The 25267-nt window shown below is 67.2% G+C and carries 26 protein-coding genes; 11 read left to right on the forward strand and 15 right to left on the reverse strand.

From position 1 onward, the window contains the following. The first annotated feature begins 49 nt into the window (after positions 1–49). Together JYG37_RS11900 and JYG37_RS11905 are read left to right on the forward strand one after the other, a co-directional pair. A complete protein-coding gene (locus JYG37_RS11900; RefSeq protein ID WP_050013302.1) occupies positions 50–1069 on the forward strand; it encodes a threonine/serine dehydratase family protein in 1020 nt (339 codons plus the stop codon). Between the two features lie 145 nt (positions 1070–1214). Next, on the forward strand, positions 1215–1649 hold the full coding sequence (locus JYG37_RS11905) for a DUF3574 domain-containing protein (protein ID WP_050013303.1): 435 nt from the start codon (positions 1215–1217) through the stop codon (positions 1647–1649). A gap of 83 nt (positions 1650–1732) precedes the next feature. Here JYG37_RS11905 and JYG37_RS11910 read toward each other — a convergent pair whose 3' ends face one another. After that, entirely contained in the window at positions 1733–4255 is a 2523-nt protein-coding gene (locus JYG37_RS11910; RefSeq protein ID WP_050013304.1) for a penicillin-binding protein 1A, read from the reverse strand. A gap of 453 nt (positions 4256–4708) precedes the next feature. Between JYG37_RS11910 and JYG37_RS11915 the strand changes: the two genes are divergently transcribed. The 4 genes from JYG37_RS11915 (at position 4709) to JYG37_RS11930 (ending at position 8114) form a co-directional block, all read left to right on the forward strand. Then, positions 4709–5389, forward strand: a complete 681-nt coding sequence (locus tag JYG37_RS11915; RefSeq protein WP_050013305.1) for a PspA/IM30 family protein — start codon at positions 4709–4711, stop codon at positions 5387–5389. A 90-nt stretch (positions 5390–5479) separates the two neighbouring features. Further along, positions 5480–6661 carry a tetratricopeptide repeat protein gene (locus tag JYG37_RS11920; RefSeq protein ID WP_050013306.1) on the forward strand — a complete coding sequence of 394 codons (1182 nt, stop codon included), beginning with the start codon at positions 5480–5482 and terminating at the stop codon, positions 6659–6661. 241 nt (positions 6662–6902) lie between these two features. After that, a complete protein-coding gene (gene mscL / locus JYG37_RS11925; RefSeq protein WP_050013307.1) occupies positions 6903–7334 on the forward strand; it encodes a large conductance mechanosensitive channel protein MscL in 432 nt (143 codons plus the stop codon). Between the two features lie 333 nt (positions 7335–7667). Next, a complete protein-coding gene (locus JYG37_RS11930; RefSeq protein ID WP_006488003.1) occupies positions 7668–8114 on the forward strand; it encodes a hypothetical protein in 447 nt (148 codons plus the stop codon). A 66-nt stretch (positions 8115–8180) separates the two neighbouring features. Here the strand turns inward: JYG37_RS11930 and JYG37_RS11935 are convergent, their stop codons facing one another. Then, the gene (locus JYG37_RS11935) at positions 8181–9074 is read right to left on the reverse strand and encodes an NAD(P)-dependent oxidoreductase (RefSeq protein ID WP_176016011.1); all 894 of its coding nucleotides are present in this window, start codon (positions 9072–9074) and stop codon (positions 8181–8183) included. A 168-nt stretch (positions 9075–9242) separates the two neighbouring features. On the opposite strand from JYG37_RS11935, the gene JYG37_RS11940 reads away from it, so the two are divergent. Together JYG37_RS11940 and JYG37_RS11945 are read left to right on the forward strand one after the other, a co-directional pair. After that, positions 9243–9452 (forward strand): dodecin, encoded by a 210-nt coding sequence (locus JYG37_RS11940; RefSeq protein WP_011549586.1) that lies wholly within the window; start codon positions 9243–9245, stop codon positions 9450–9452. Between the two features lie 221 nt (positions 9453–9673). Then, positions 9674–10603, forward strand: a complete 930-nt coding sequence (locus JYG37_RS11945) for a LysR substrate-binding domain-containing protein (RefSeq protein WP_006478550.1) — start codon at positions 9674–9676, stop codon at positions 10601–10603. Between the two features lie 101 nt (positions 10604–10704). Here the strand turns inward: JYG37_RS11945 and JYG37_RS11950 are convergent, their stop codons facing one another. Further along, the gene (locus tag JYG37_RS11950) at positions 10705–12117 is read right to left on the reverse strand and encodes an 8-oxoguanine deaminase (RefSeq protein WP_089488557.1); all 1413 of its coding nucleotides are present in this window, start codon (positions 12115–12117) and stop codon (positions 10705–10707) included. Positions 12118–12622: 505 nt separating this feature from the next. Here JYG37_RS11950 and uraH point away from each other — a divergent pair. Together uraH and JYG37_RS11960 are read left to right on the forward strand one after the other, a co-directional pair. Then, a complete protein-coding gene (gene uraH / locus JYG37_RS11955) occupies positions 12623–12976 on the forward strand; it encodes a hydroxyisourate hydrolase (protein ID WP_089435183.1) in 354 nt (117 codons plus the stop codon). A gap of 53 nt (positions 12977–13029) precedes the next feature. Further along, complete coding sequence (locus JYG37_RS11960) at positions 13030–14223, forward strand: urate hydroxylase PuuD (RefSeq protein ID WP_213345435.1); 1194 nt, start codon at positions 13030–13032, stop codon at positions 14221–14223. A gap of 107 nt (positions 14224–14330) precedes the next feature. Here JYG37_RS11960 and JYG37_RS11965 read toward each other — a convergent pair whose 3' ends face one another. Beyond that, a complete protein-coding gene (locus tag JYG37_RS11965) occupies positions 14331–14741 on the reverse strand; it encodes an ACT domain-containing protein (RefSeq protein WP_050013311.1) in 411 nt (136 codons plus the stop codon). Positions 14742–14885: 144 nt separating this feature from the next. After that, entirely contained in the window at positions 14886–15290 is a 405-nt protein-coding gene (locus JYG37_RS11970) for a RidA family protein (RefSeq protein ID WP_124630794.1), read from the reverse strand. Positions 15291–15441: 151 nt separating this feature from the next. Here JYG37_RS11970 and JYG37_RS11975 point away from each other — a divergent pair, with 151 nt between their 5' ends. Further along, positions 15442–16407 (forward strand): LysR family transcriptional regulator, encoded by a 966-nt coding sequence (locus JYG37_RS11975; protein WP_050013313.1) that lies wholly within the window; start codon positions 15442–15444, stop codon positions 16405–16407. 79 nt (positions 16408–16486) lie between these two features. Here the strand turns inward: JYG37_RS11975 and JYG37_RS11980 are convergent, their stop codons facing one another. The 10 genes from JYG37_RS11980 to JYG37_RS12025 all read right to left on the reverse strand — a co-directional run bounded on the left by JYG37_RS11980 (position 16487) and on the right by JYG37_RS12025 (position 25187). After that, entirely contained in the window at positions 16487–16999 is a 513-nt protein-coding gene (locus JYG37_RS11980; protein ID WP_213345436.1) for an ureidoglycolate lyase, read from the reverse strand. After that, entirely contained in the window at positions 16996–18009 is a 1014-nt protein-coding gene (gene alc / locus JYG37_RS11985; RefSeq protein ID WP_089467694.1) for an allantoicase, read from the reverse strand. Before alc ends, JYG37_RS11980 begins: the two co-directional genes overlap by 4 nt. A gap of 75 nt (positions 18010–18084) precedes the next feature. Further along, positions 18085–18606, reverse strand: a complete 522-nt coding sequence (uraD, locus tag JYG37_RS11990; protein WP_050013316.1) for a 2-oxo-4-hydroxy-4-carboxy-5-ureidoimidazoline decarboxylase — start codon at positions 18604–18606, stop codon at positions 18085–18087. Then, complete coding sequence (gene puuE, locus JYG37_RS11995) at positions 18603–19556, reverse strand: allantoinase PuuE (RefSeq protein ID WP_050013317.1); 954 nt, start codon at positions 19554–19556, stop codon at positions 18603–18605. The genes uraD and puuE overlap by 4 nt, the downstream gene beginning before the upstream one ends. Positions 19557–19703: 147 nt before the next feature. Then, a complete protein-coding gene (locus JYG37_RS12000; protein WP_176016012.1) occupies positions 19704–20495 on the reverse strand; it encodes an aspartate/glutamate racemase family protein in 792 nt (263 codons plus the stop codon). 10 nt (positions 20496–20505) lie between these two features. Then, the gene (locus JYG37_RS12005; protein ID WP_027809652.1) at positions 20506–21990 is read right to left on the reverse strand and encodes an NCS1 family nucleobase:cation symporter-1; all 1485 of its coding nucleotides are present in this window, start codon (positions 21988–21990) and stop codon (positions 20506–20508) included. A gap of 149 nt (positions 21991–22139) precedes the next feature. Beyond that, a complete protein-coding gene (locus JYG37_RS12010) occupies positions 22140–22844 on the reverse strand; it encodes a GntR family transcriptional regulator (RefSeq protein WP_050013319.1) in 705 nt (234 codons plus the stop codon). Between the two features lie 306 nt (positions 22845–23150). Further along, on the reverse strand, positions 23151–24089 hold the full coding sequence (gene ldcA, locus JYG37_RS12015; RefSeq protein WP_050013320.1) for a muramoyltetrapeptide carboxypeptidase: 939 nt from the start codon (positions 24087–24089) through the stop codon (positions 23151–23153). Between the two features lie 103 nt (positions 24090–24192). Continuing rightward, a complete protein-coding gene (tadA, locus tag JYG37_RS12020; RefSeq protein ID WP_050013321.1) occupies positions 24193–24789 on the reverse strand; it encodes a tRNA adenosine(34) deaminase TadA in 597 nt (198 codons plus the stop codon). Beyond that, on the reverse strand, positions 24786–25187 hold the full coding sequence (locus JYG37_RS12025) for a DnaJ family domain-containing protein (protein WP_027784729.1): 402 nt from the start codon (positions 25185–25187) through the stop codon (positions 24786–24788). Before JYG37_RS12025 ends, tadA begins: the two co-directional genes overlap by 4 nt. Between the last annotated feature and the right edge of the window lie 80 nt (positions 25188–25267).

Raw genomic sequence — 25267 nt, forward strand, 5'->3', positions numbered from 1 at the left:
CACGCCGGCCCGCGTGTGCGGGCCGGCCCACTCCGCTACCCGCCACGTCATGTCGACTGAACAACAGGGCACTGCCCATACGACGATCGACGGCGAGCCGATTCCGACGCTCGACGAAATCGCCGCACAGCATTTCGCGTTGTCGCCGTGGGTCGCGCGCACGCCCGTGTTCGAACGCGCCGACCTGCCCTCCCTCGAAGGCACGCACGTCAACTTCAAGTTCGAGCTGCTGCAGGCAAGCGGCAGCTTCAAGGCGCGCGGCGCGTTCACGCATCTGCTCGCGCTCGACGAAGCCCGCAAGAACGCCGGCGTCACCTGCGTGTCGGCCGGCAATCATGCGGCGGCCGTCGCGTATGCGGCGATGCGGCTCGGCAGCAGCGCGAAGGTCGTGATGTTCCATACCGCGAGTCCGACGCGCATCGCGCAGTGCAAGCAGTACCGCGCGGAAGTCGTGCTGGCCGGCAGCGCGTCGCAGGCGTTCGATCTCGTGCGGCGCATCGAGGCCGAGGAAGGCCGCTTCTTCATTCATCCGTTCAACGGCTATCACACGATCCTCGGCACCGCGACGCTCGGCTACGAATGGGCGACGCAGACGCCGGACCTCGACGCGGTGATCGTGCCGATCGGCGGCGGCGGGCTCGCGGCCGGCATGGCGACCGCGCTGCGGCTCGCGAACCCGCGCGTGCACGTGTACGGCGTCGAGCCGGAAGGCGCCGACGCGATGAGCCGCAGCTTCGCGGCCAATCACACGATCAAGATGAGCGCGATGCAGACCATCGCCGATTCGCTGATGGCGCCGCACACCGAGGAATACAGCTACCAGCTGTGCCGGCGCCACCTCGACCGCATCGTCACCGTCTCCGACGACGCGCTGCGCGCCGCGATGCTGTTCCTGTTCTCGCACCTGAAACTGTCGGTCGAGCCGGCCTGCGCGGCCGCGCTCGCCGCGCTGCTCGGCCCGCTGCGCGAAACGCTGCAGGGCAAGCGCGTCGGCGTGCTGCTGTCGGGCACGAATACCGACCCCGCCACACTCGGCATGCATCTCGCGCACGCGCAACTGCGGCACTGACGCCGCATCCCGCGTGCGCCGGCCATCCTAGGGTTATCCCCAGATTATGTTGACAGCCCTGTTGATAACCCGCCGGACCCGCTCGCAAGTGATTGAGCGCGCAGCGTTTTGCGCGCGCGAAGGTCGATCGTCACGAAATGGGCAGATGCGGCGGCTGGCCGCATGCTCGATTGCATTCGCGCTGCTCGCCGGTTGCGCGGCACCGCCCTCGCCCACCTCCCACGCGCAACCTGCGGCCTGCACGCAACCGGGCGAAAGCCGCATGCTGCAGGCCGACCTGCTGTTCGGGCGCGACGTCGCCGGCCGCGGCCCCGTCACCGATGCCGAACGCGCGGCCTTCCTCGCCGACACGGTCACGCCGCGCTTCCCCGACGGCCTCACCTACTGGGACACGCACGGCCAGTGGCGCGACCGCTCGAGCGGCGCGATCACGCGCGAAGACAGCTTCGTGCTCCGTATCATCGCCGACGATACGCGCGACACGCGCACGCGGCTCGCCGCGATCCGGCAAGCGTACGTCGAGCGATTTCACCAGCAATCGGTCGGCATGACCGTCGTGCCGGCCTGCGCGTCGTTCTGATTCACCGTCTTCCGCTGGCGGCCGCGCGCAAAAAAACGGGCACCCGAAGGCGCCCGTCGCATGGCTGAAGCCCAGCGTCCCGCTTATTTGCTCTCGAACATGTCCATGATCTGCTGCTTCTCCTGCGGCGTGACGGGCGGCGGCGCCAGCCCGGCCGCGCCGGCCGAACCGAGTGCGTCGTTCGCGCTGATCGCGTTCTCGGCCGGGTTGATGTCGACGTTCGCGACGAAGCCGTTGCCCGGCGTGCGATCGGCGTAGTACAGCTCGCCGTCGATCGTCGTCAGGCCGTCCGGCATCGGCATCTGCTGCTCGGGCACGCCGTTCAGCGCGGTGCGCATGTAGTTCACCCAGATCGGCAACGCGAGCTGTGCGCCGAATTCGCGGCTGCCGAGGCTCTTCGGCTGGTCGAAGCCCATCCACGCGACCGCGACGAGCGATTGCTGATAGCCGGCGAACCAGCCGTCCTTCGCGTCGTTCGTGGTACCCGTCTTGCCCTGCAGGTCGTTGCGGCCCAGCGCGTTGGTGCCCGCGCCCGTGCCGCCCGTCGCGACCGAATGCAGCAGGCTGTTCATCACGTATGCGTTGCGGCCTTCGATCGTGCGCGGCGCCGTGCCGCCCGCGACCACCGGCTGCGACTTCTGCAGCGGCTGGCCGCGCGCGTCGTCGACTTCGGCGATCAGGTACGGATCGACCTTGTAACCGCCGTTCGCGAACACCGCGTAGCCGGTCGCGAGCTGCAGCGGCGTCACGAGGCCCGCGCCGAGCGCCATCGGCAGGTACGGCGGCGTCTTCGCCGGATCGAAGCCGAAGCGCTGCGTCACGTACTGCTGCGCATACTGCGTGCCGATCGACGCGAGGATCCGGATCGACACCAGGTTCTTCGACCGCTGCAGGCCGGTGCGCATCGTCATCGGGCCGTCCGGCTGGTCGTCGTCCTTCGGCTCCCACGCGGTGCCGCCCGGCACGCTCGGCGGGAAGTACAGCGGCGCGTCGTTGATCATCGTCGCCGGTCCGAGCCCCTTGTCGAGCGACGCCGAGTAGATGAACGGCTTGAACGACGAGCCCGGCTGCCGCCACGCCTGCGTCACGTGGTTGAACTTGCTCTTGTTGAAGTCGAAGCCGCCGACGAGCGAGCGGATCGCACCGTCCTGCGGCGCGATCGCGACGAGCGCGCCCTCGACCTGCGGCAGTTGCACGACCTGCCAGCCCGTCTTGCCGTCCTTCAGCACGCGCACGACCGAGCCCGGCTTGATCCGCAGCGCGTTGTTCGCGCGCGGGCTCAGCGCGGCCGACACGAAGCGCAGCCCGGCCGGGCCGATCGTCGTGGTCGCGCCGCCGACGAACTGCACCTCGACCGCGTTCGGCGATGCCGACAGCACGACCGCCGATTGCAGGTCGCCGTTGTCCGGGTGGTCGGCGAGCGCGTCGTCGATCGCCTCGTCGCGCTCGTCGCCGGCCGCGGGCAAGTTGATCGACGCTTCGGGGCCGCGATAGCCGTGACGGCGCTCGTAGTCGAGAATGCCGCGACGCACGGCCTGATACGCGGCTTCCTGGTCGGCCGAATTGATCGTCGTCGTAACGGTCAGCCCGCGCGTATAGGTTTCGTCCTTGTATTGCTCGTACATCATCTGCCGCACCATCTCGGCGACGTACTCGCCGTGCACCGCGTACTGGTTGCCCGGCGTGCGCACGTGAATCTCTTCCTTGATCGCCTGGTCGTACTGCGGCTGCGTGATGTAGCCGATGTCGAGCATGCGCTTCAGGATGTATTCCTGACGCACCTTCGCGCGCTTCGGATTGACGACCGGGTTGTACGCGGACGGCGCCTTCGGCAGCCCCGCGAGCATCGCCGCTTCGGCGACCGTGATGTCCTTCAGGTCCTTGCCGAAGTACACGCGCGCCGCGGCCGCGAAGCCGTACGAGCGCTGGCCGAGATAGATCTGGTTCATGTACAGCTCGAGGATCTGGTCCTTCGTCAGGGCCTTCTCGATCTTGTACGCGAGCAGCATCTCGTAGATCTTGCGCGTGTAGGTCTTCTCGCTCGACAGGAAGAAGTTGCGCGCGACCTGCATCGTGATCGTGCTCGCACCCTGGCGCGCGCCGCCGTGCATCAGGTCGGCCACGCCCGCGCGCAGAATGCCGAGGAAATCGACGCCGCCGTGCTCGTAGAAGCGGTAGTCCTCGATCGCGAGCACGGCCTTCTTCATCACGTCGGGAATGTCCTGGAAGCGCACGAGGCTGCGGCGCTCCTCGCCGAACTCGCCGATCAGCACGTGATCGGCGGTGAAGACGCGCAGCGGCACCTTCGGCTGGTAATGGGTCAGCGCATCGAGCGACGGCAGTTGCGGCGCCATCACGACCAGCGCGTAGCCGACGATCAGCGCGCCGACGACGGCCAGCGTCGCGAACAAGCCGACGAACCACAGCGCGACGCGCGAGCCGAACGTGCGGCGGCGCCCTCCGCCACCGCCACCGCGCTGCTGCGCGCGGCGGCCGTCGTCGCGATCGTCGTCATCGGGGTAATAGGCCCCGGACGGCGAACGGCGCAGCGTGTAGTGGGGTTCGTTCCTGTCGGAAGAAGAAGGCGGTCGTTTGATAATTGGCATGTCGGAATGGCGGGCGTACGTGGCGCCCTCGGACGCATGCGGAAATGCAAGCGGATGAATCAGAGTGGGTGCATCGAGATGCGGCTGTCACGTCGACAGACCCCGCCGCGCGGCGATCCGTTCCCGCGACGTGACAGCGCATTTTAATGAAATCGACCGGGTGCCTTCGCGATTTTTTGTAAAAATTCCCGCAATGCCGTGATTTGCGGCACGTATTGTCGGCATCCTCGGCCTATGATGGACACGCAATACGGCGCACGCAGGCGATTTTCTTTCAGTCGCGAAAGGTTGGCGTCCCGATGCGCGAGCCGCTTGAACTCGCGCGTTTAAGCCGTATTTAAGTGAACCGGTGGTGTAATATCCGCCGGCTCACGCGGGCCGGAACCGAAGCGGGACCGGCTCGCGACGGGCATTGCCGCGGTCACGCGGCGCCTTTCAACCACGGAGGATTTCATGTCGCTTTTCGACTCTATTTCGCGCACGATCAAAGGCCTGCTGAACGATGCGGCCGATTCGGTACAGGATCCGTCGCGCGACGCACGGCAGATCGTGCGGGAGCTCGACGACAGCATCGGCCGTGCCGAGAATTCGCTGATCGAGATCGAGGCACAGGTCGCAACCCAGCGCAGCAAGCGCGATGCGGCCGACGACAAGGTGAAGAAGTACGAGGACGGCGCGAAGCGCGCGCTGCAAGGCGGCGACGAAGCGCTCGCCCGCGAGGCGCTCGCGGCCCAGTCGAACGCGGAAGCCGAGCGCGATGCGCTCGCGGCCGAGCTGGCGACGCTCGAGCCGTCGGTCGACAAGCTGAAGGGGCAGATCGCCGACATGCGTCAGCGCCGCAACGACCTGAATGCGCGCTCGAACATCCTGCAGGCGAAGCAGGAAATCGCGCAGGCGAAGGACGTGGCCGCCAGCGCGCTGGGCGGCATCGGCGGCAAGAACCTGTCCGAGGATTTCCAGAAGCTCGAGGACAAGGTCGCGCTGCAGAACGCCCGCTCGGACGCGCGTCTCAATTCGGCCGACACGTCGAGCGGCAAGGCGCTCGACGACAAGCTCGCCGCGCTGAACAAGGGCCCGTCGGTGGAAGATCGCCTCGCCGCGCTGAAGAAGCAGCTCGATACGCCCGCGCAGTAACCGCCGCCGCGGGCCACCGCGCCGCGCCCCGGCCCGGGCGCGCGGCGCGAACCGATCGTCAGGAGACGGGCGCATGCGCCCGGTTCGACCATGAAGAAATCTCTCGCCGCACTCGGCCTGTCGCTGATGTTGCTGTCGTCCGCCGCGTTTGCGGTCCCGTCGCTTCAGCAGGTCGAGCAGTCGATCGCGCAGCGCAACTGGCAGCAAGCCGACACGCAGCTGTCGCAAGTCATCGACGCCCATCCGAACAACGCGCATGCGCGCTATCTGTACGCGCAGGTGCTGGACCGCGAAGGCCGCGCGTCCGACGCGCTCGCGCAACTGCAGCGCGCGAAATCGCTCGATCCGCAATTGAAGTTCACCGACGCGTCGCGCTTCGCGCAGACGGAGTCGCGCATTCGCGCCGACGCCGCGCGCGTGAGCGGCAACACGCCGTCGGCCACGCAGGCCGGCACGCTGCAGCCGGGGCTCGCCCCCGCCGTCGCGCCGGCCGAAAAACACGGCCCGTCGACCGGCATGTGGATCGGCCTCGGGCTGATCGTCGCCGTGATCGCGCTGGTGCTGCGCTGGACGCTGCGGCGCGCGCGCACGGCCGACAACGGCCGTGCCGACGACGAACGCCGCACGCAGCTCAAGCGCGCGACCGACGTGCTGAACGACATCCGGCCGCTGAAGCTCGATGCGAAACTGTCGACGGCGCCCGGCGCCGCGGCGCTGACCGGCGAACTCGAAGCGATCGAGAACGACGCGCGCACGCTCGTCGAGACGCTGTCGAACGGCAAGAATCCGGTGCCGCCGTATCGCGTCGATGAACTCGAACAGCGCCACGCGAGCGTGAAGGCGCGCGTCGAAGGCCGCCCCGACCCGGCCGCGCAGCCCACGGCGCCAGCGAACGGCAGCGGCTCGGTGTACGCGCAGGAAGCCGACCGCATGACGGGCGCCCAGGGTCAGCCGTATCAGCAGCAGCCCTACCCGCCGCAACCACCGTATCCGCAACAGCAGCCGCCCGTCGTGATCCAGCAAGGTGGCGGTTTCGGCGGCGGAATGGGCGGGCTCCTGACCGGCGTGCTGCTCGGCGAAGCGATGTCCGGCGGCCGCGAGCGCGTGGTCGAACGCGACGTGATCGTCGACGGCGAAAACCGTCGGCAGGACACCGATCCGGGCTTCGACCTCGGCCGCGGCGACGATTCGAGCTGGAGCGACGGCAACAGCGGCGGCAGCGGGATGGATCTCGGCAGCAACGACGACGGCTGGACCGACGACAACACCTGAGTGAGTACGGGTGCACCGGGTGTCGACCTGCATGTCGACGCTCGGCCACGCACGCCACGCGCTGCGGCATGACCGGCCGCGCCGACGCGCGGATTTGTCAATCATTTCAAGATGGGCTACCGGCAATAGGGCACGTTCGCTATCATGCGGCCATCGGCGTGCCACCGACCTTCATTCGACGCAAAGCAATCCTGCGCGTCGCGGCACGCCTCCCCCCGCCCCAACCAGGAGAAAGCCGCTCATGAGCATCATCAAGGAATTCAAGGAGTTCGCCGTCAAGGGCAACGTGATGGATCTCGCCGTCGGCGTGATCATCGGTGGCGCGTTCTCGAAGATCGTCGACTCGGTCGTGAAGGACCTCATCATGCCGGTCATCGGCGTGCTGACCGGCGGCCTGGATTTCTCGAACAAGTTCGTTCTGCTCGGCACCATCCCGCCGTCGTTCAAGGGTAATCCCGATTCGTTCAAGGACCTGCAGGCCGCGGGCGTCGCCGCATTCGGCTACGGCTCGTTCATCACCGTGGCGATCAATTTCGTGATCCTTGCGTTCATCATTTTCCTGATGGTGAAATTCATCAACAAGCTGCGCAAGCCGGACGAAGCCGCGCCGGCCGCGACGCCGGAAGACATCGTGCTGCTGCGCGAGATCCGCGATTCGCTCAAGCAGCGCTGACCGCGACACGCTCCGCCAGCCAGGCCCGCCCCGCGCGGGCCTTTTTATTGCGCATGCGATGCACCGCCGCATGCGGCGTATCTCACTTTTTTGTGACGAGCGAATGCACGCGCGGGAAAAGCAGGTCTATGATGGAGACTAAACGACAGTACGGGCGCCAAGACGCTGGCTGTGTCGATCATGGCGAGCAGGTCGACGGGAGACATTGATCGTCGTACTGCACGAATGCAGCATTTTCGTGTGCTATAAAGGATCGACATGCGGCGTACATAGCCGGGAGTGGGTCGCATGAAAGTGCCGCATTTCTTGCAATTGTTTTTGAGGCGAGTGTTTATGTCCTTCCCGAAAAAACGTCGGCGTGCGCCGCAGGATGGCCAGGAGTCGTTCCTCGCGGTCTTGCGCCACTCGAAGCCGTTTGCCCAGCTCGACACCAAGATTGCCCGCGCTCGCGCGCAGGACGAACCCGTCCTCTATGCGCACGTGCTGCCGGGCCTCGACGTGCTTCTGTGCAGCGTGCGCGGCGCGCAGCCGCCCTATCCGGCCATCGCCGAGCTGCGCAAGCGCTGCATCGAATCGATCGCGAATGCGCTCGAGCAGCCGCTCGACGGCCTCGAGAACGGCGGATACTGGTACGAAGCGAACGGCTTCGGCTTCCTCGTGTTCGCCAGCCGGGCGCGGGCGCGCATCCTGCCCGAGTTTGGTGCAGGCACGAAGGCGAGCCTGCGCGGCGGCCTCGGCCGTCAGAACGCGGGCGACACGACACCCCGCTCGCTCGGCTGATCCGCCAGTCATTCGATGGGCCGCCTCCGGGCGGCCCATCTGCCATTCACACGCCCCGCTTGCCCGTCACGACGCCTGCTGGCGGCCGTTGCCCGGCCGCACGATGTCGATGAACGCGGCGAAATCTGCGCCGGCGAGTCCCTGCGCGGCGCCGAGCCTGAGCACCTGCTGCACGGTGGCCGACACGGGCATCACCGCGCCGGTGTCGCGCGCGGCGTCGGCGATGGCATCGACATCCTTCTGGAACGTACTGAGCGCGCCGATCGGCGGATGACCGCCCGACGTCATGCGCGGCACGAACGTCTGCAGCAGCACCGAATCGGCCCAGCCGCCGGCCAGCGCCTCGGCCAGACGCGCGGCGTCGATGCCGCTCGCCTGCGCGAGGCCGACCGCCTCGGCGATCGCGGTGACCGTCGCGGTGACGATCGCCTGGTTGCACAGCTTCGCCGTCTGGCCCGCGCCGGCATCGCCCATGTGCGTGATGCGCGACGCGTACGTGTCGATCAGCGCGCGCACCGCGTCGAGATCGGCCGCGCGGCCGCCGGCCATCACCGCGAGCGTGCCGGCCTGCGCGCCCGGCACGCCGCCGGACACCGGCGCATCGACCCAGCCGACCCCGAGCGCGGCCGCGCGCGCCGCGTAGTCGCGCGTGGCGGCGGGCGGAATGCTCGAATGATCGACGATGCGTCGCAGGCGGCGCGCGTTCGCGTCGCCGGAAAGCAGCCCGTGCTCGCCGAACACGACGTCGCCGACCGCCCGGCCGTCGAGCACGCACACGAACACCGTCTCGACGCGCTCGGCCAGCTCGTGCGGCATGCCCGCCACCTGCGCGCCGTCCTTCACCAGCGCGTCGGCCTTGTCGCGCGAGCGATTCCATACGCTCACGCGATGCCCGGCCGCCAGCAAATGCCGAATCATCGGCGCGCCCATCAATCCTGGTCCGCAAAATCCGACCTCCACGATGCGCCTCATCTCCGATATGGGTTGCAGTTGCCGCCCATCATACCTATCACTCAAGAAGCCGGGCATGCACGGGACCGTAGCGGGACCGTAGCGGAACCGTAGCGGAACCGCTTCGGGACCGCGCGTTGCCCCGGCAATACAGACCGATATCCCAGGGAGCGCATCATGAGCGACCACGTGTACAAGCTGATCGAACTGACCGGTTCGTCGCAGCAATCGAGCGACGACGCGATCCGCAACGCGATCTCGAAAGCCGGCAAGACGCTGCACAACCTGCACTGGTTCCAGGTGACCGAAACGCGCGGCCACATCGAAGGCGACCAGGTCGTGCACTGGCAGGTCACGCTGAAGGTCGGCATGCGTATCGACGACTGACGCGCCGCACGCGCCACGCGACGCCCCACCACCGGATGCGTGCAATGCGCATCCGTGCGGCGCTGCGCTCGCCTGCATTTCGCCCCGTTCCGGCCCCTTGTCGAGGCCCGGCCGGCGGGTAGCCGCGGGTATCCATCTCTTGACGCTGATTTTCGTTCATATTAAAAACGATATACCCACCCCATTCCTCGATCAGCCCAGCCATATAAACCGGAGATAACATGAGTCAGCAACGCGAGGCGATCGACACGTACCTCTTGCGCGTCTTGCACACCTTGTTGATGGAGCGCAGCGTCACGCGCGCGGCCGTCAAACTGAACCAATCGCAACCGGCGATCAGCGCCGCGCTGCGCCGCCTGCGCGACATCACCGGCGATCCGCTGCTGGTGCGCGGCAAATCCGGCATGGTGCCGACCGAATACGGGCTGCGCCTGCTCGAGCCCGTGCAGAACGCGCTGCGCGAAATCGAGCGCATCAAGTTTCAGCAGCACAACTTCGACCCGGCCACGTCGATCCGCTGCTACCGGATCGGCTGCCCCGATTACCTGAACGTGCTGTTCGTACCGACCGTCGTCGAACGCTTCCGCCTGGCCGCGCCGAATGCGACGCTCGAGTTCCATTCGCTCGGCCCCGCGTTCGACTACGAGCTCGCGCTGGAAGACGGCAAGCTCGACATCGTCGTCGGCAACTGGCCCGAACCGCCCGAGCAGCTGCACCTGTCGAACCTGTTCGTCGACGAAATCGTCTGCCTGATGAGCAACACGCATCCGTTCGCGAAGCGCGGCGGGCTCACGCTCGACCAGTACCTGAACGCGCCGCATCTCGCGCCGACGCCGTACTCGGTCGGCCAGCGCGGCGCGATCGATGTGCATCTCGCGCGCGAACGGCTCAAGCGCCACGTGGTCGTCACGCTGCCGTACTTCAACCTCGCGCCTTACGTGCTCGTGAAGTCGGACCTGATCTTCACGACCACGCGGCTGTTCGCCGATCACTACGCGAAGTTCCTGCCGCTGTCCGTCGTGCCGGCGCCGCTCGACTTCCCGCCGATGCAGTACTACCAGCTGTGGCACGAGCGCTGCCATTACTCCGACGAAGTGCGCTGGCTGCGCAGCCTCGTCGCCGAGGCCACCCGCACGCTGATCGAGGCGTAATCGCATACGGCGCGCGCCACGCGCCCGCCGGGCACGCCGTTGCGCGGCGGGTGTGACGGCAACGGCCGCGCGACGTGCGGCGCGACCTCCCCGCCGACGCGTCAGCGCGACGCTTCCACGAGTGCTTGCGCCAGCGCGTTGTGACGCTCGATCACCGGCGGCAGATCGAGCGTCGCAAGGCGCCCTTCCCGCACCACCAGCTTCCCGTTCACCACCGTGTACGCCGTCTGCGACGGCGCGCAGAACACGAGCGCCGCGACCGGATCGTGCAGCGCGCCCGCGAACAGCGGCTGACGCAGGTCGAACGCGGCGAAATCCGCGGCCATGCCCGGCTTCAACGCGCCGATGTCGTCGCGGTTCAGCACCTTCGCACCGCCGAGCGTCGCGATCTCGAGCGCTTCGCGCGCGGTCATCGCGTCGGGCCCGAAACCGACCCGTTGCAGCAGCAGCGCCTGACGTACCTCGGCCACCATCTGCGCGCCGTCGTTCGACGCGGAACCGTCCACGCCAAGCCCGACCGGCACGCCCGCGAGCCGCATCTTCTTCACCGGCGCGATGCCGGACGCCAATCGCATGTTCGAGCACGGGCAATGCGCGACCCCCGTGCCGGTGCGCGCGAACAGGCCGATGCCCGCATCGTCGAGCTGCACGCAGTGCGCATGCCACACGTCGTGGCCGACCCAGCCGAGATCTTCCGCATATTCGGCGGGCGTCATCCCGAACTTCTCGCGGCTGTACGCGATGTCGTTGACGTTCTCCGCGAGGTGCGTGTGCAGCGACACGCCGTATTCGCGCGCGAGCACGGCCGCGTCGCGCATCAGCTCGCGGCTCACCGAGAACGGCGAGCACGGCGCGACCACCACACGCAGCATCGCGTAGCGGCCGTCGTCGTGATAGGTCTCGATCAGGCGCTGCGCGTCGCGCAGGATGTCGGGCTCGCGCTCGACGACCGAATCGGGCGGCAGCCCGCCGTCGCGCTGGCCGACGCTCATCGCGCCGCGGCTCGCATGAAAGCGCATGCCGATCCGCTGCGCGGCGCCGATGCTGTCGTCGAGCCGGCTGCCGTTCGGGTAGATGTACAGATGGTCGCTCGACGTCGTGCAGCCCGACTGCAGCAGCTCGGCCATCGCGGTGAGCGTCGACACCTCGATCATCTCGGGCGTCAGGTGCGCCCAGATCCGGTACAGGTTCGTCAGCCAGCCGAACAGTTCGGCGTTCTGCGCGGCCGGCACCGCGCGCGTGAGGCTCTGGTACATGTGATGGTGCGTGTTCACGAGCCCCGGGATCACGAGGTGGCCGCGCAGGTCGAGCACTTCGTCGGCCGTGTCGGGCAGCTCGGCGCTCGGGCCGACCGCGACGATCCGGTTGTCTTCGATGTAGAGCCCCGCGTCGCGCAGTTCGCGGCGCGTGTCGTCCATGGTCACGAGCACGTCGGCGTGCTTGACCAGCAGGGTCCTCGGGCGGGATGAGGAAGGGGTCGGCGCGCGTGCGCCGGCGTGCTGCTCGAGATTCATGCGTTCTCCGCGTCGGTCTGGCTCCAGGGGCTGTCCTGGAAGCGGTCACACAGCCGTTCGAACGCTGAATCGCGGCACGCCCCGGTGCCTGCGTCCGTTCGAACGCCCTGGCCCGGTTACCCGGCGTGCTCGCCGTCTTCGGGGTACGCGCGGCCACCGGCCGACGCGCACGGCGGGAGGATCGCCCAAGCGCGCGCCGCACACAATACACGATCGCGAATACCGTGCTTCAGGGATTCGGTATGGTACGCCGCCCGACGCCCCGCGCGTGCCCGGCATCGGTGCGCTCGGCCCTGTCCGGCGGGCCGTCGACAGCCGCTCATGCGCGGCGCATTATCTTCGATATCGCGCACGTATTTGCACGGGGAACCTTTTTACAATGCCTGCACGGCGCTCGCTTCACGCTCGCCGACGGGTATGTAGCCACGTGACGTGGAGCCTCGATCCGCCGCACAGTCATGGATCGAGTCGCCGCCGAACCTCGCATTCACACAAGGAACAACGAATGGGAAAGCTCACTACCCACGTACTCGATACGGCGCACGGTCGCCCCGGCGCCGCCATCAAGGTGGACCTCTACGCGCTGGACGGCGAATCGCGCCGCGCGATCAAGACCGTGCTGACCAATAGCGACGGCCGCTGCGACGAACCGCTGCTCGAAGGCGCGGCACTCGCCGCCGGCGAATACGAACTCGTGTTCCATGCCGGCGACTACTTCGCGGCGCTCGGCGTGAAGGTGCCCGAACCCCGCTTCGTCGACCGCGTCGTGCTGCGCTTCGGCATCGCCGACGTCGGCTCGCACTACCACGTGCCGCTGCTCGTGTCGCCGTGGTCGTACAGCACTTATCGCGGCAGCTGACATTCGAATCAGCACCTGCATCAAGACAAACGATCTGAGTCTGGAGGAGTTTCATGGAAGGCTTCATCACCGACTGGCTGAACCTCGCACTGCGATGGCTGCACGTCATCGTCGCCATTGCGTGGATCGGCGAGTCGTTCTATTTCGTCGCGCTCGACAACAGCCTGAAACCGCCGACCGACCCGAACCAGCGCAAGCGCGGGGTGTTCGGCGAGCTGTGGCACGTCCACGGCGGCGGTTTCTACAACATGCAGAAATACACGGTCGCGCCACCGGAAATGCCCGATGACCTGCACTGGTCGAAGTGGCCGTCGTACACGACGTGGCTGTCGGGCTTCACGCTGTTCTTCGTGCTGTACCTGCTTGCGCCGAACACGTACCTGATCGACAAGAACGTGCTCGACATGGGCCCGGTCGTCGCCGTCGCGTCCGCACTCGGCTTCCTAGCGGCCGGCTGGATCGTGTACGACTCGTTGTGTCGCCTGCTCGACACCAACGACCGCGTGCTCGGCATCTGCGTCGGCCTGTACGTCGTCGCCGCCGCGTACCTCGCGTGCCACATCTTCTCGGGCCGAGCCGCCTACCTGATCGTCGGCGCGATGCTCGCGACGATCATGTCGGCGAACGTGTTCTTCGTGATCATCCCGGGCCAGCGCAAGATGGTCGACAAGATGCTCAAGGGCGAGGAACCGAACCCGATCTACGGCAAGCGCGGCAAGCAGCGTTCGGTGCACAACACGTACTTCACGCTGCCGGTCGTGTTCGCGATGCTGTCGAACCACTATGCGATGACGTACACGAACAAGTTCAACTGGGTCGTGCTCGTGCTGATCATGCTGGCCGGCGCGCTGATTCGCCAGTTCTTCGTGATGCGTCACCGCGGCAAGCAGCTGTGGTACCTGCCGATCGGCGGCGTCGCGCTGCTGTCGGGCGCGCTGGTGTGGACGATGCCAAAACCGGTCGCGCCGGAAGCGCAAGCGGCCAACGCACCGAAGATCGCGATCAACGACATCATGCCGATCCTGCAGCAGCGCTGCGTCGAGTGTCACTCGGCCAAGCCGACGCTGATGGGCAGCGCACCGGCGGGCGTGATGTTCGATACGCCGGACGAAGTGTCGAAGAACGCGCAGCGCATCTACGACCAGGCCGTGCGCCTGAAGGCGATGCCGATCGGCAACGTCACGCACATGACCGACGACGAGCGGACGAAGCTCGCCGCCTGGTTCGAGGGCGGCGCGGTCAAGTAAGCCGCCCGCCGGGCGCCGGAAGTCATTCGCCGGCGCCATTCTCTCCGTTCGCGGGCCCGGTCACACGGGCCCGTTTTTTTCCCACGCGGAGGAATGCCATTCGCGTGTCAGCCGCGCATCGCGTCGCGCTGCAGTGCGACGAGTACATCGCGTGCACGCGGGCCGTCGACGAACGGCACGAAGATGTGATCGTGGTAAGCGGCGGCCATCACGTTGCAGCTGATGCCAGCCGCGCCGAGCGCCCGCGCGAACGCGGCCGTGAGGCCGACGGCCGCGAGGTCGGAATGCACGGTCAGCGTGATCCACGCGGCGCGGAACAGCACCGGCCAGCCGCGGCGCGCGGCCGTCTCCTCGTCGACCACGACCGTCACCCCCTCCGCTTCGCGGAACGTCGCAATCACTTCGGATAACGATACGTCTGCGGCGTGCGGTAGCGCGATGAATGCGAATGCACCCGGATGCAGTTCGGGCTGCATCGTGCGCAGCAGGACCGCGAGGTCGTTTTCAGGCTGGCTCATCGGAAGATCGCGCCGGGAACCGGACGTCATGTGGTGGCGATGCGGGCACGATAGCACGCGCTACACGTGCGCCATCGCGACTTCGTCCGCGAGCGCGGGCGCCACGTCGACGCTCACGTCGAACGGTCGCACGACGCGCCCCGCTCACCCGTCGACCGTCTCCGGCAACCGCGCGATCGCCTTGATCTCGAACTGAAACCCGTACAGCCAGGTCACGCCGACGGCGGTCAGCGTCGGATGCGGTGCGTCGCCCCAGTATTCGGGGACGATCTCCCAGACCCGCTCGAACGTCGCTTCGGGGTCGACGAGGAACACCGTCACGTCGACGACATCGTCGAACGTGCAGCCGGCCGCGCGCAGCACCGCATTCAGGTTGTCGAACGCGCGACGAACCTGCGCGCCCAGTTCCGGCTCGGGCGAGCCGTCCTCGCGGCTGCCGACCTGCCCGGATACGAACAGGAAGCCGTTCGAGCGCAGCCCCGGCGAATAACGGTTGCGGTCATACAGCGCCTGGCGACCCGGCGGAAAAACTACGCTACGCTTTGCCATTCGACACCTCCATCGGTCTTGTCGGGCGACGTGCCCTTGCATCAACGATGGAGGCACTTTAAGGACCGTTGCGCGGCGGATAAACCGGCAACCCTGTCCAACACTGTTTGCGCATTCCAAACAATCTGCGACCGACGCGGAGCTCCGACCGATGGATCGATTCGACGCAATGCAGGCGTTCGCCCGCGTGGTGGAAGCCGGCAGCTTCACGAAGGCAGCCGACACGCTGCACATGAGCCGCACCACCGTCACGCAACTGGTGCAGCAGCTCGAAGCGCGGCTGCGCGTGAAGCTGTTCAACCGCACGACGCGCAAGGTCGTCGTCACCGCCGACGGCGCCGCGTACTACGAGCGCGTCGTGCGGCTGCTGGCCGACATGGACGATGCCGAAACGAGCCTGTCCGCGGCGTCGGCGTCGCCGCGCGGGCGGCTGCGCGTGGACGTGCCGACTCCGTTCGCGCGCCTGATCCTGATCCCCGCGCTGCCCGCGTTCCATGCGCGCTATCCGGACATCCAGCTCGACATGGGCGTGAGCGACCGCGTGGTCGACGTGATCGGCGAGAACGTCGATTGCGTCGTGCGCGGCGGCGAACCGACCGACCGCGCGCTGGTCGCGCGCCGCATCGGCGACCTGCGGCTCGGCGTGTACGCGTCGCCCGCCTATCTCGCGCGCGCCGGCACGCCGTCGCATCCGGCCGAACTCGAAGATACGCATCATCGGGTCGTCGGCTTTCTGTGGGCGCGCACCGGCAAGACGCTGCCGTTCGCGATGGAGCGCGACGGCGAGCAGGTCAATGTGCGCGGGCGCTACGTGCTCGCGGTCGACGACGGCAATGCGTACCTCGAAGCCGGCCTCGCGGGGCTCGGCATCCTGTGGCTGCCCGACTACATGGCCGCCGCGTATCGCGCGAGCGGCGAACTGGTGCCGCTGTTCGAACCATGGCAACTCGAACCGATGCCGATGTATGTCGCGTTCCCGCCGAACCGGCACGTCAGCGCGAAGCTGCGCGTGTTCGTCGACTGGGTCGCCGAGCTGATGGCGCAGCATGCGCCGGTCGCGAATCGGCAGCGCGGCGGCAACGGTTCGCGCAATATGCGCAAGGCCGCGGCAACCTGATTCGCGAGCGAGCCAACGAGTGCATATAAAAAACCCGCGCAGGCCGCGCGGGTTTCGACAGACGGACGATCAGCCTGACTCAGGCCGTCACCGCATCGAGCGCATCCTCGGTGAGCCACAGCGACTCCTGCAGATCCTGCTCGTTCAGGTTCTGCCCGTCCCCGCCGCGATCGACGACGATGAAATCGCTGACGCCACCCAACGCGATCAGCGGGTGGTGCCACACGCCCTTCGCATAGTTCACGCCCTGCCAGCCGCTCGTCACGAACGCGCGGATCTTCGCCGGATCGAGCTCGCCCGCGGGCGCGACGACGACGAGATACGGCTGGTCGTTCAGCGGCACGAACGCCTGGCTGCCGAGCGGATGCCGCTCCAGCATCTTCACTTCGAACGGCAGCGTGCGCGGCTGGCCGCGGAACAGGTTGACGAGCGGGCGGCCGCCCTCATCGGTCACGTCGACTTTCGCGAGATCGTGAAAGCGGATCGTCGTGCCAAGGTTGATCGGGATCTGCTTCGCCCCTGCCGTTTCGATCACGTCGCCGAACGGCGCAAACGCTTCCCTGGTCAGCGGTTCGATGACAAGCGTCTTCATTTGTCGAGCGTCCCCCACAGACGCAGGCGCGACACGCCGCCGTCCGGAATGATGTTCAGTCGCACGTGCGTGACGGGACCGAGCGACGCGATCTCCTGTTCGAAGTAGTGCTGCTTGTCCATCTGCAGCTTCTGTTCGCCGAGCAGCACCGGCCAGAACATCGACTGCGTGATCAGCGAGCTGTCGGTGCCGCCCGATACATACGCGGCCTGGATCGAGCAGCGATCCGGGTAGTTGCCCTTGAAGAACGCGGTATCGACTTCGATCTTGCGGATCACGCCCGGCTGCGCGAGCGCGATGATCGCCCAGTCGTTGCCCGGCTCGCGGCGGCGGCGGGTTTCCCAGCCGTCGCCCATGTTCACGCCGCGGCCCGGCAGCAGCAGGTTCGACGCGACGCCGAAGTGCTGGTTGTTCGCCGCCACCACGTAACCGCCGTTTTCCATCGCCGCGAGGTCGAACTGCTCGGTCGCGCTCGCGCCGGCCCAATCGAGCTGCGGCTGGCCGTACACGCGCAGGCGCGCGATGCCGCCGTCCGGATAGATGTTCACGCGCAGATGCGTGAACGCGCGCGCGTCGCTCGCTTCGACGTAGTGATGGCTGTTGCCTTGCAGCGTCGTCGACGGGACGATTTCGACCCACTCGGTCGCGTGCGTCGGCGCGCCGTCGGCCACGAACGCGGCCTCGATCGATGCGGCCGGCGGGAAGTTGCCGGTGAAGTGGCTCGTGTCGATGTCGAAGCCCTTGATCACGCCCGGGCGCGCAAGCTTGACGATGCACCAGTCATAGCCGGTCGTGCGCTTGCGGCGCGTTTCCCAGCCGTCCATCCACTTGCCGTGGTCGTCATACTTGCCGGGGATGAAGACGGCCGGCTCGGGGTTCAGCATCCGGTCCTTCGGCGCGAAGAAATCGTCGCTGGCCTCGAGCGCCTGCGCACCGAGACGCGGGTCGGCAAGATTCACGTAGCGCCGCGTGAAATCGGGTGCGTTCGGATCGAGAAGCGGAACAGCCATGATGTTTCCTTGTTTCAGTGAGACGATCGGACCGCCGCGACGCAGCGGGCCGTATTGCGGTGTCAGGCGGCGGTGTCAGGCGTCGATCAGGTCGTCGAGGCGAAAGCGCGCGATCCGGTAGATCTGGTCAAGGCTCGCACGCAGCTCGTCGTCGCGCGAATGATTCACGCGCGACTCGAAGTTCGCGATGATGCCGTGGCGGTCATAGCCGCGCACCGCGAGGATGAACGGGAAGCCGAATTTCTCGCGATACGTGCGGTTCAGCGTCAGCAGCTTGTCGAATTCTTCCTGCGTGCACTGGTCGAGGCCCGCGCCGCTCTGCTCGCGGGTCGATTCGGCCGTCAGCTCGCCGCGCACGGCGGCCTTGCCGGCCAGCTCCGGGTGGGCGTTGATCAGCGCGAGCTGGCGCGCTTCGCCGCCGGTTTCCACCGCGTCCGACATCGTCTCGTGCAGCGCGTCGATGCTCGCGAACGGCCGCTTGCCCGCGGCGACCTCGGCCACCCACGGCGAATGTTCGAAGATCCCCGACAGCGCCGCGACGAATGCGCTCGGCGCCATCGTATTCAGTTGTTCCAACGTGTAGCGCATCGCCTTCATGCTTTCCCTTCGTTTCGATGATTGGGCTGATACGGATGATGTTCACGCCAGTGACGCGCGATATCGACACGGCGCGTCACCCATACGCGATCGTGCTGCTCGATGTGATCGAGGAACCGCTGCAGCCCGCGGAACCGGCCCGGCCGGCCGAGCAGCCGGCAATGCATGCCGATCGACAGCATCTTCGGCGCTTCGTCGCCCTCCGCGTACAGCACGTCGAACGCGTCGCGCAGGTACTGGAAGAAGTGGTCGCCGGTGTTGAAGCCCTGCGGCGTCGCGAAGCGCATGTCGTTCGTGTCGAGCGTGTACGGCACGATCAGTTGCGGCGACGTGCGGCCGCCCGACACCTCGACGTCCATCCAGAACGGCAGGTCGTCGCCGTAGTTGTCCGAGTCGTACAGGAAGCCGCCGTATTCGGCGACGAGGCGATGCGTGTTGGGGCTGTCGCGGCCCGTGTACCAGCCGAGCGGACGCTCGCCCGTCACGCGCTCGATCGCTTCCATCCCGAGGCGCATGTGCTCGGCTTCGAGTTCCGGCGTCATGCTCTGGTAGTGAATCCAGCGCCAGCCGTGGCACGCGATTTCATGGCCGAGCTCGACGAATGCCCGCGCGAGCTCCGGATGACGCTCGATCGCCATGCCGACGCCGAATACCGTCAGCGGCAGCCCGCGCTTCTCGAATTCGCGCAGGATGCGCCACACGCCGGCCCGCGACCCGTATTCGTAGATCGACTCCATGCTCATGTGGCGGTCCGGATACGCGGCCGCGCCGACGATTTCGGACAGGAACTGCTCGGAGCCCGGATCGCCGTGCAGCACGCAGTTCTCGCCGCCCTCCTCGTAGTTCAGCACGAATTGCACGGCGACGCGGGCGCGCCCCGGCCAGTTCGCCTGCACGGGATGGCGGCCGTAGCCGATCAGGTCGCGAGGATAGTTGGGATCGAGTGACATGGTTCGGAATGCAACGAGAGCGGGCTGGAATAATGGGTTCGCATCGACCGCGCGGTGCCGTGGGCCGGCCGCGCGAGCCGATGCGATGACGGCCCAGTGTAGCGAAAACGTTGATACGCGCCCATACAGCGGCGCAGATAGTGCATGTCAGACGGTGTGTATGTGCGGTTGCGGCAAATTCGGCGGAGGCTCCGCCGCATCCCCGCCCGGCGGGCTGAAGCGTGCGAATTCGCCGTCGTAGCGCTTCGGCAGCGGCCGCGCATAATCGCCGCGCTTCGCGGTTGCGAGTCGCAGCGCAACGAGCGCCTCGGCCCACTTCACGGCCGCCGTGACGCCCTCGACCACCGGCGCGCCGATCTGCTGCTCGATCTCGTGCGCGAATTCGGCCATCCCCGCGCAGCCGAGCACGATCGCGTCGGCGCCGTCCTCGTCGAGCGCGCGCCGGCATTCGTCGACGATGATCCGGCGCGCGGCCGAGCCGGGCCGGTCGAGTTCGAGCACCGCGACGTCGGTCGCGCGCACGTTGCGGCAGAACCGCTTCATCCCGTAGCGCTCCGCGAGGTGCCATGCCATCCCGCAGGTGCGCGCGAGCGTCGTGACGACCGAGAAGCCCGGCGAGAGCACGCTCGCCGCATGCATCGCGGCCTCGGCGATGCCGATCACCGGCCCGCGCGCAAGCTCGCGCGCCGCGTAGAGGCCCGGATCGCCGAAACACGCGATCACGTACGCGTCGCAGCCGTCGCGCTCGCCACGCGCGACCTCGGCGAGCAGGCCAGGCGTCGCGAGCGCCTCGTCGTAATAGCCTTCGATCGACGGCGGCCCCATCGGCGGACTCACGGCCACGATCTCCGTGCCGACAGCCGCGACCTCGCGTGCGCAGCGGCCCATCGCATCGGTCATCCGCTGCGTCGTATTCGGATTGATCAGTCGGATCTTCATCGCATGCTCCTCACGCCTTCGCGCTCGCGAGTAGCCGATAGAACACGAAGCCGAGCCCCGCGCCGATGAACCACGAGAAATTCGCGAGGGCCTGCCAGCCCGGCACCATCACGCAGACAACCGCGATCACCGCGGCCGGCAGCAGCGCGGCCAGCGCACGGCGGTTCACGCCGCCGGTGTACCAGTAGGCGCCGCTTTCCGACATCGTGTACAGGTCGTCGCGCACGAGGCGGCCGCGCTTGACGAGGTAGAAATCGGCGATCAGCACGCCGTACAGCGGGCCGATGAACGCGCCGAGCACGTCGAGCGTGTAGTGGATCACGGCCGGGTTGTTGAACAGATTCCACGGCGTGATGAAGATCGATGCGACCGCCGCGAGCATCCCGCCCGCGCGCCAGCTGATCAGGCGCGGCGCGACGTTCGAGAAGTCGAACGCCGGCGACACGAAGTTCGCGACGATGTTGATGCCGATCGTCGCGATCGTGAAGGTCAGCGCACCGAGGATCACCGCGGTCGGATGGTCGATGCGGCCGACCGTCGCGACCGGGTCGGTGATCAGTTCGCCGAACACCGGCAGCGTCGCGGCGGTAGTGATCACCGTGACGAGCGAGAACGCGAGAAAGTTGACGGGCAGCCCCCAGAAATTGCCGCGCTTCACGTCGCCGAACGAGCGGCAGTAGCGCGAGAAATCGCCGAAGTTCAGCATCGGCCCGGAGAAGTACGACACGACGAGCGACACGGCGGTGATCATCACCGGAATCACTTCCGCGCCGTGATACTTGACGCCGCCGAGATTGATGCCGATGTTGCGCCAGCCCGCGCGCCATACCATGTATCCGGCGAGGATGAACATCACGACATAGACGGCCGGGCCCGCGAAGTCGATGAACTTCTTGATCGTCTCCATCCCGTTCCAGAACACGAACGCCTGCAGCACCCACAGCAGCATGAAGCCGGCCCAGCCGACCGCCGACAGCCCGAGGAAGCCGTAGCGATGAACGTCCGCATACGGCAGCCATTGCGGGAAGAATTTCAGCACGACGATCACGAGCGCGCTCGACGCGAGATAGGTCTGGATGCCGTACCACGCGATCGCGATCAGCCCGCGGATCACGGCCGGCACGTTCGCGCCGAGCACGCCGAAGGTCGCGCGGCACGCGACCGGATACGGCACGCCGATCTGCTGGCTCGGCCGCGCGATCAGGTTGCACAGCGCGTTCACGAGGCCGATGCCGACGATCAGCGCGATCAGCACCTGCCAGCTTGTCAGCCCGAGCGCGAACAGGCTGCCCGCGAACACGTAGCCGCCGACGCTGTGCACGTCCGACATCCAGAACGCGAAGATGTTGTAAGAGCCCCATGTCTGATTCTTCAGGGGTGCCAAATCTTCGTTGTACAAACGTTCGCTGTAACCGTCCGGCAGTGCCGGACCGCCGCCCTCGCCGCCTTCTTCCGCCGGATAGGCGCTGTCGTGCGCCACACTGAACTGAGCCATGACTTCTCCTTGACGCGGCCGCAAGGCCGCTCCACCGTCATCGATATCGCTCCGGATCGTCGCCCGGAGTCGGACCCGCGGCCCGCGGCAAACACCGCGGGCCTGCATTTCGCTCGTTCTGTGGCGCGCGGCCGGGTTCGCGTCGCCGCTCAGGCGCCGCCGAACACTTCGCGCAAATCGACCTGCCCTTGCGCGGGCCGGTCCAGCATCTTCAGTTCGACATGCTGCAGGTGGCGCGCCATCAGCGTCACCGCCTGCTTCGGATCGCCCGCCTCCAGCGCGGCGAGGATCTCGTCGTGGTCGTCGCACGAGCACGGGCTGCGCCCGTGCGATTCGTACAGCGCCGACATCAGCGTCGAGCGTGCGACGAGCCCTTCGAGGCACTCGCTGAGCGTCGCATTGCCCATCAGCGTCGCGAGCGCCGTATGGAATTCGCCCGACAACCGGATCCATGCCGCGAAGTCGTGCCGCTCGAACGCCTTGCGTTCCTTGTCGATCAGCGCCGCGACGCCCTTCAGCCGCCTGGCGCCGGGGCCGGTCGCGAGCCGCTCGACCACGGCCAGCTCGATGATCCGGCGCATCTCGAACACTTCGTGCACGTCCTGCAGCGTCGGGCTCGCGACGAATGCGCCGCGGTTCGGCTCCAGATCGACCAGCTTGTCGGTCGCGAGCTGCGCGAGCGCCTGGCGGATCGTCCCGCGCTTCACGCCGAACACGTCGCAGAGCTGCGCCTCCGTCAGCTTCGCGCCGGGCGCGAGCCGATGCTCGAGGATCGCGGTGCGGATCCGCTCGGCGATCGCTTCGGGGCTGGCCGCACCGGACGGAGAGGAATCGGGCTCGTTCATGATCTGCATCGTGTGATGGTCCTCATCCTAGGGTGGACATAAAGATTGTCAACAATTCTTTTTCAGGATTTCGCACAATCGGCGTGCGCCGGGGTGTCTCCATTCGGTGCGGCGCGCACGAAATCCATGCATGACAGTCCTGACAGGCAAGACGGGGGCCGTTCTCGTCGTATACCCGCCCGGTCATTTTGTTGACAAAAATGGTGCAAAAACGCGTGACGATCGTGTTGGTGTCGACGAAAAACGCGGACCGTTAGTTGCACATCTACATAAAAAAAAGGCGGGAAGCCCGCCTTTCGATCGATCGCGCCGGCATCAGCCGAGATGCGGATAGTCGGACAACGTGAGCCGGAACCCGTGCGCATTCGCGACCAGTTGCGCCTGTGCCCCGAACGGCAGCGTCAACAGGTCGGGCACGTGACCGAACTGGAGCCCCGTGATGACCGGGATGCCCATCACCGCGCGCACCTGATCGATCATCGCCTGCATGTCGTAGCCGTTGTCGTACTCGAACGGCCGCGCGCCGGTGAACTGGCCGAGCACGAGCGCCTGCTGCCGCGCGAGCAGCCCCGACAGGTGCAGTTGATAGATCATCCGCTCGATCCGGAACGGCTGCTCGTTGACGTCTTCGATGAACAGGATGCCGCCTTCGATGTCGGGCATGTACGGCGTGCCGACCAGCGACGTGAGGATCGCGAGGTTGCCGCCCCACAGCGTGCCCGTCACGTTCACCGTCTGCACCTGCGGTGCGTCGGCGACGATCGTCGTGCTCGACTGCGTCAGCGTCTGCCAGAAATGCTGCATCGTGAAGTCGCTGGGCGTTTCCGCGCCGAAGTCGGCCGACAGCATCGGGCCGCCGAACGTCTTGATGCGCGCCTTCGCGTACAGCGCCAGTTGAATCGCCGTGAAGTCGCTGTGACCGACGAGCGCGACCGGCTGGTCGCGCAACCGGCGTTCGAGCCCGCGATAGTCGAGCCCGTGCAGGATGCGCGCGGCGCCGTAGCCGCCGCGCACCGCGAGCGCGATGTCCGGCAGCGGCCGTTCCGGATCGGCGAGGCGGTTCAGGTCGCCTGCCCGCTCGCCGTCGGTGCCGCCGAAACGCTGGAAGCGCCGCTGCGTCGCCTCGATGTTCTCGATGCGCTGCTGCGCGGTGCTGAGGCGCTCGAGCGCGCGGTTGATCGCGTCGGGGTCGTGCGGATAGCCGGACGGCGCCAGCAGGCGGATGGTGTAGGACGCGGCGGGCTGGAAGGACATGGCGAAAGGTGTCGGGATCGTCAAACCTGCTTAGAGGGACCGAACCGTGTCCGGTTCACGAAAACCGTGCGCGCCCGGGACGCCGGGCGCGGCGAGCGGCGGCCTATGACGCGCCGGATTCGGCGTCGCGGGCAAGCCGCGCTTCGCGCAGCGCGCGACGGCGCTCGGCGAAGAACGACTTCAGCGCGGCGCCGCACTCGTCGGCGAGCACGCCGCCGGTCACTTCGGTGTGGTGATTCAGTTGCGGATTCGCGAAGGCATCGATCACGCTGCCGCACGCGCCCGTCTTCGGGTCGGCCGCGCCGTAGACGACCCGCGCGATGCGCGCGTGCATGATCGCGCCTGCGCACATCAGGCACGGCTCGAGCGTCACGTACAGCTCGCAGCCGGGCATCCGGTAATTCTGCAGCTGCTGCGCGGCCATGCGCAGCGCGGCCATTTCGGCATGCGCGGACGGGTCGTGCCCGCCGATCGGATGGTTGAAGCCGCGGGCGATCACTTCGTCGCCGCGCACGAGCACCGCGCCGACCGGCACTTCGCCGGCCGCGCGCGCCTCTTCGGCGGCAGCCTGCGCAAGACGCATGAAATGGAGGTCGCGCGCCGCGACGGGCGCGGTTTCGTGAACGGGAGAATCGGCGGCGGGGTCAGCGGCCGCGGCGGCTGCAGAGCGTGCTGCGTCGTGCAGCGCGTCGGACGTCACATCGTCCCCGCTTCGGCGGGCGCGTCGTCGAGCCCGCGCTCGCACAGGCGTTCCGCGATGCGCCGGCAGTAGTCCCGCGGCATCACCATCGGGCCGCCGCGCAGCGATTCGAGCGCCATGTCGAGCGCGAGGATCTTCGCCTGCAGCCGGCAACGCGCGGCACGGTCGCTGACCGCCTGCACTTCGTCGTGCAGGTTGCGCAGCGCGCGCAGTTGCTCGACGGCCGGCGGCACGAAGCCCGCGTTCTTCAGGATACGGTTGGCCACCCGCACCTCCTCGGGCACGAGCAGGTCGTCATCCAGCGCCTGCGGCGCGCCGGTACCCGGCAAATCGTCGAACTCGCCCCGCGCGGCGGCGGCGGCAATACGTTGTTCGACCAGGGCGTCAAGCAGTCTCATCAGTCAATCGGAACAATGCGGCAGGGCGAATTCTAGCAGGGTGACGCCGGTATGACAGGCCCTTCGAATACATGCTCGAT

Origin of the sequence: Burkholderia sp. LAS2, from assembly GCF_018417615.1 — a bacterium.
Classification (GTDB): Bacteria; Pseudomonadota; Gammaproteobacteria; order Burkholderiales; family Burkholderiaceae; genus Burkholderia; species Burkholderia sola.

Bases quoted from the DNA above. Each gene is read 5' to 3' on its own strand.
- JYG37_RS11920 (WP_050013306.1), top strand. From the start codon at position 5,480: ATGAAGAAATCTCTCGCCGCACTCGGCCTGTCGCTGATGTTGCTGTCG.
- puuE (WP_050013317.1), bottom strand. From the start codon at position 19,556: ATGTCACTCGATCCCAACTATCCTCGCGACCTGATCGGCTACGGCCGC.
- uraH (WP_089435183.1), top strand. From the start codon at position 12,623: ATGGGAAAGCTCACTACCCACGTACTCGATACGGCGCACGGTCGCCCC.
- uraD (WP_050013316.1), bottom strand. From the start codon at position 18,606: ATGAAGGCGATGCGCTACACGTTGGAACAACTGAATACGATGGCGCCG.
- JYG37_RS11930 (WP_006488003.1), top strand. From the start codon at position 7,668: ATGTCCTTCCCGAAAAAACGTCGGCGTGCGCCGCAGGATGGCCAGGAG.
- JYG37_RS12005 (WP_027809652.1), bottom strand. From the start codon at position 21,990: ATGGCTCAGTTCAGTGTGGCGCACGACAGCGCCTATCCGGCGGAAGAA.
- JYG37_RS11970 (WP_124630794.1), bottom strand. From the start codon at position 15,290: ATGGCAAAGCGTAGCGTAGTTTTTCCGCCGGGTCGCCAGGCGCTGTAT.
- JYG37_RS12000 (WP_176016012.1), bottom strand. From the start codon at position 20,495: ATGAAGATCCGACTGATCAATCCGAATACGACGCAGCGGATGACCGAT.
- JYG37_RS11960 (WP_213345435.1), top strand. From the start codon at position 13,030: ATGGAAGGCTTCATCACCGACTGGCTGAACCTCGCACTGCGATGGCTG.
- mscL (WP_050013307.1), top strand. From the start codon at position 6,903: ATGAGCATCATCAAGGAATTCAAGGAGTTCGCCGTCAAGGGCAACGTG.
- JYG37_RS11965 (WP_050013311.1), bottom strand. From the start codon at position 14,741: ATGAGCCAGCCTGAAAACGACCTCGCGGTCCTGCTGCGCACGATGCAG.
- JYG37_RS11975 (WP_050013313.1), top strand. From the start codon at position 15,442: ATGGATCGATTCGACGCAATGCAGGCGTTCGCCCGCGTGGTGGAAGCC.
- JYG37_RS11915 (WP_050013305.1), top strand. From the start codon at position 4,709: ATGTCGCTTTTCGACTCTATTTCGCGCACGATCAAAGGCCTGCTGAAC.
- JYG37_RS11980 (WP_213345436.1), bottom strand. From the start codon at position 16,999: ATGAAGACGCTTGTCATCGAACCGCTGACCAGGGAAGCGTTTGCGCCG.
- JYG37_RS11940 (WP_011549586.1), top strand. From the start codon at position 9,243: ATGAGCGACCACGTGTACAAGCTGATCGAACTGACCGGTTCGTCGCAG.
- JYG37_RS11900 (WP_050013302.1), top strand. From the start codon at position 50: ATGTCGACTGAACAACAGGGCACTGCCCATACGACGATCGACGGCGAG.
- ldcA (WP_050013320.1), bottom strand. From the start codon at position 24,089: ATGTCCTTCCAGCCCGCCGCGTCCTACACCATCCGCCTGCTGGCGCCG.
- JYG37_RS12025 (WP_027784729.1), bottom strand. From the start codon at position 25,187: ATGAGACTGCTTGACGCCCTGGTCGAACAACGTATTGCCGCCGCCGCC.
- JYG37_RS11945 (WP_006478550.1), top strand. From the start codon at position 9,674: ATGAGTCAGCAACGCGAGGCGATCGACACGTACCTCTTGCGCGTCTTG.
- alc (WP_089467694.1), bottom strand. From the start codon at position 18,009: ATGGCTGTTCCGCTTCTCGATCCGAACGCACCCGATTTCACGCGGCGC.
- JYG37_RS11905 (WP_050013303.1), top strand. From the start codon at position 1,215: ATGCGGCGGCTGGCCGCATGCTCGATTGCATTCGCGCTGCTCGCCGGT.
- JYG37_RS12010 (WP_050013319.1), bottom strand. From the start codon at position 22,844: ATGCAGATCATGAACGAGCCCGATTCCTCTCCGTCCGGTGCGGCCAGC.
- JYG37_RS11910 (WP_050013304.1), bottom strand. From the start codon at position 4,255: ATGCCAATTATCAAACGACCGCCTTCTTCTTCCGACAGGAACGAACCC.
- JYG37_RS11950 (WP_089488557.1), bottom strand. From the start codon at position 12,117: ATGAATCTCGAGCAGCACGCCGGCGCACGCGCGCCGACCCCTTCCTCA.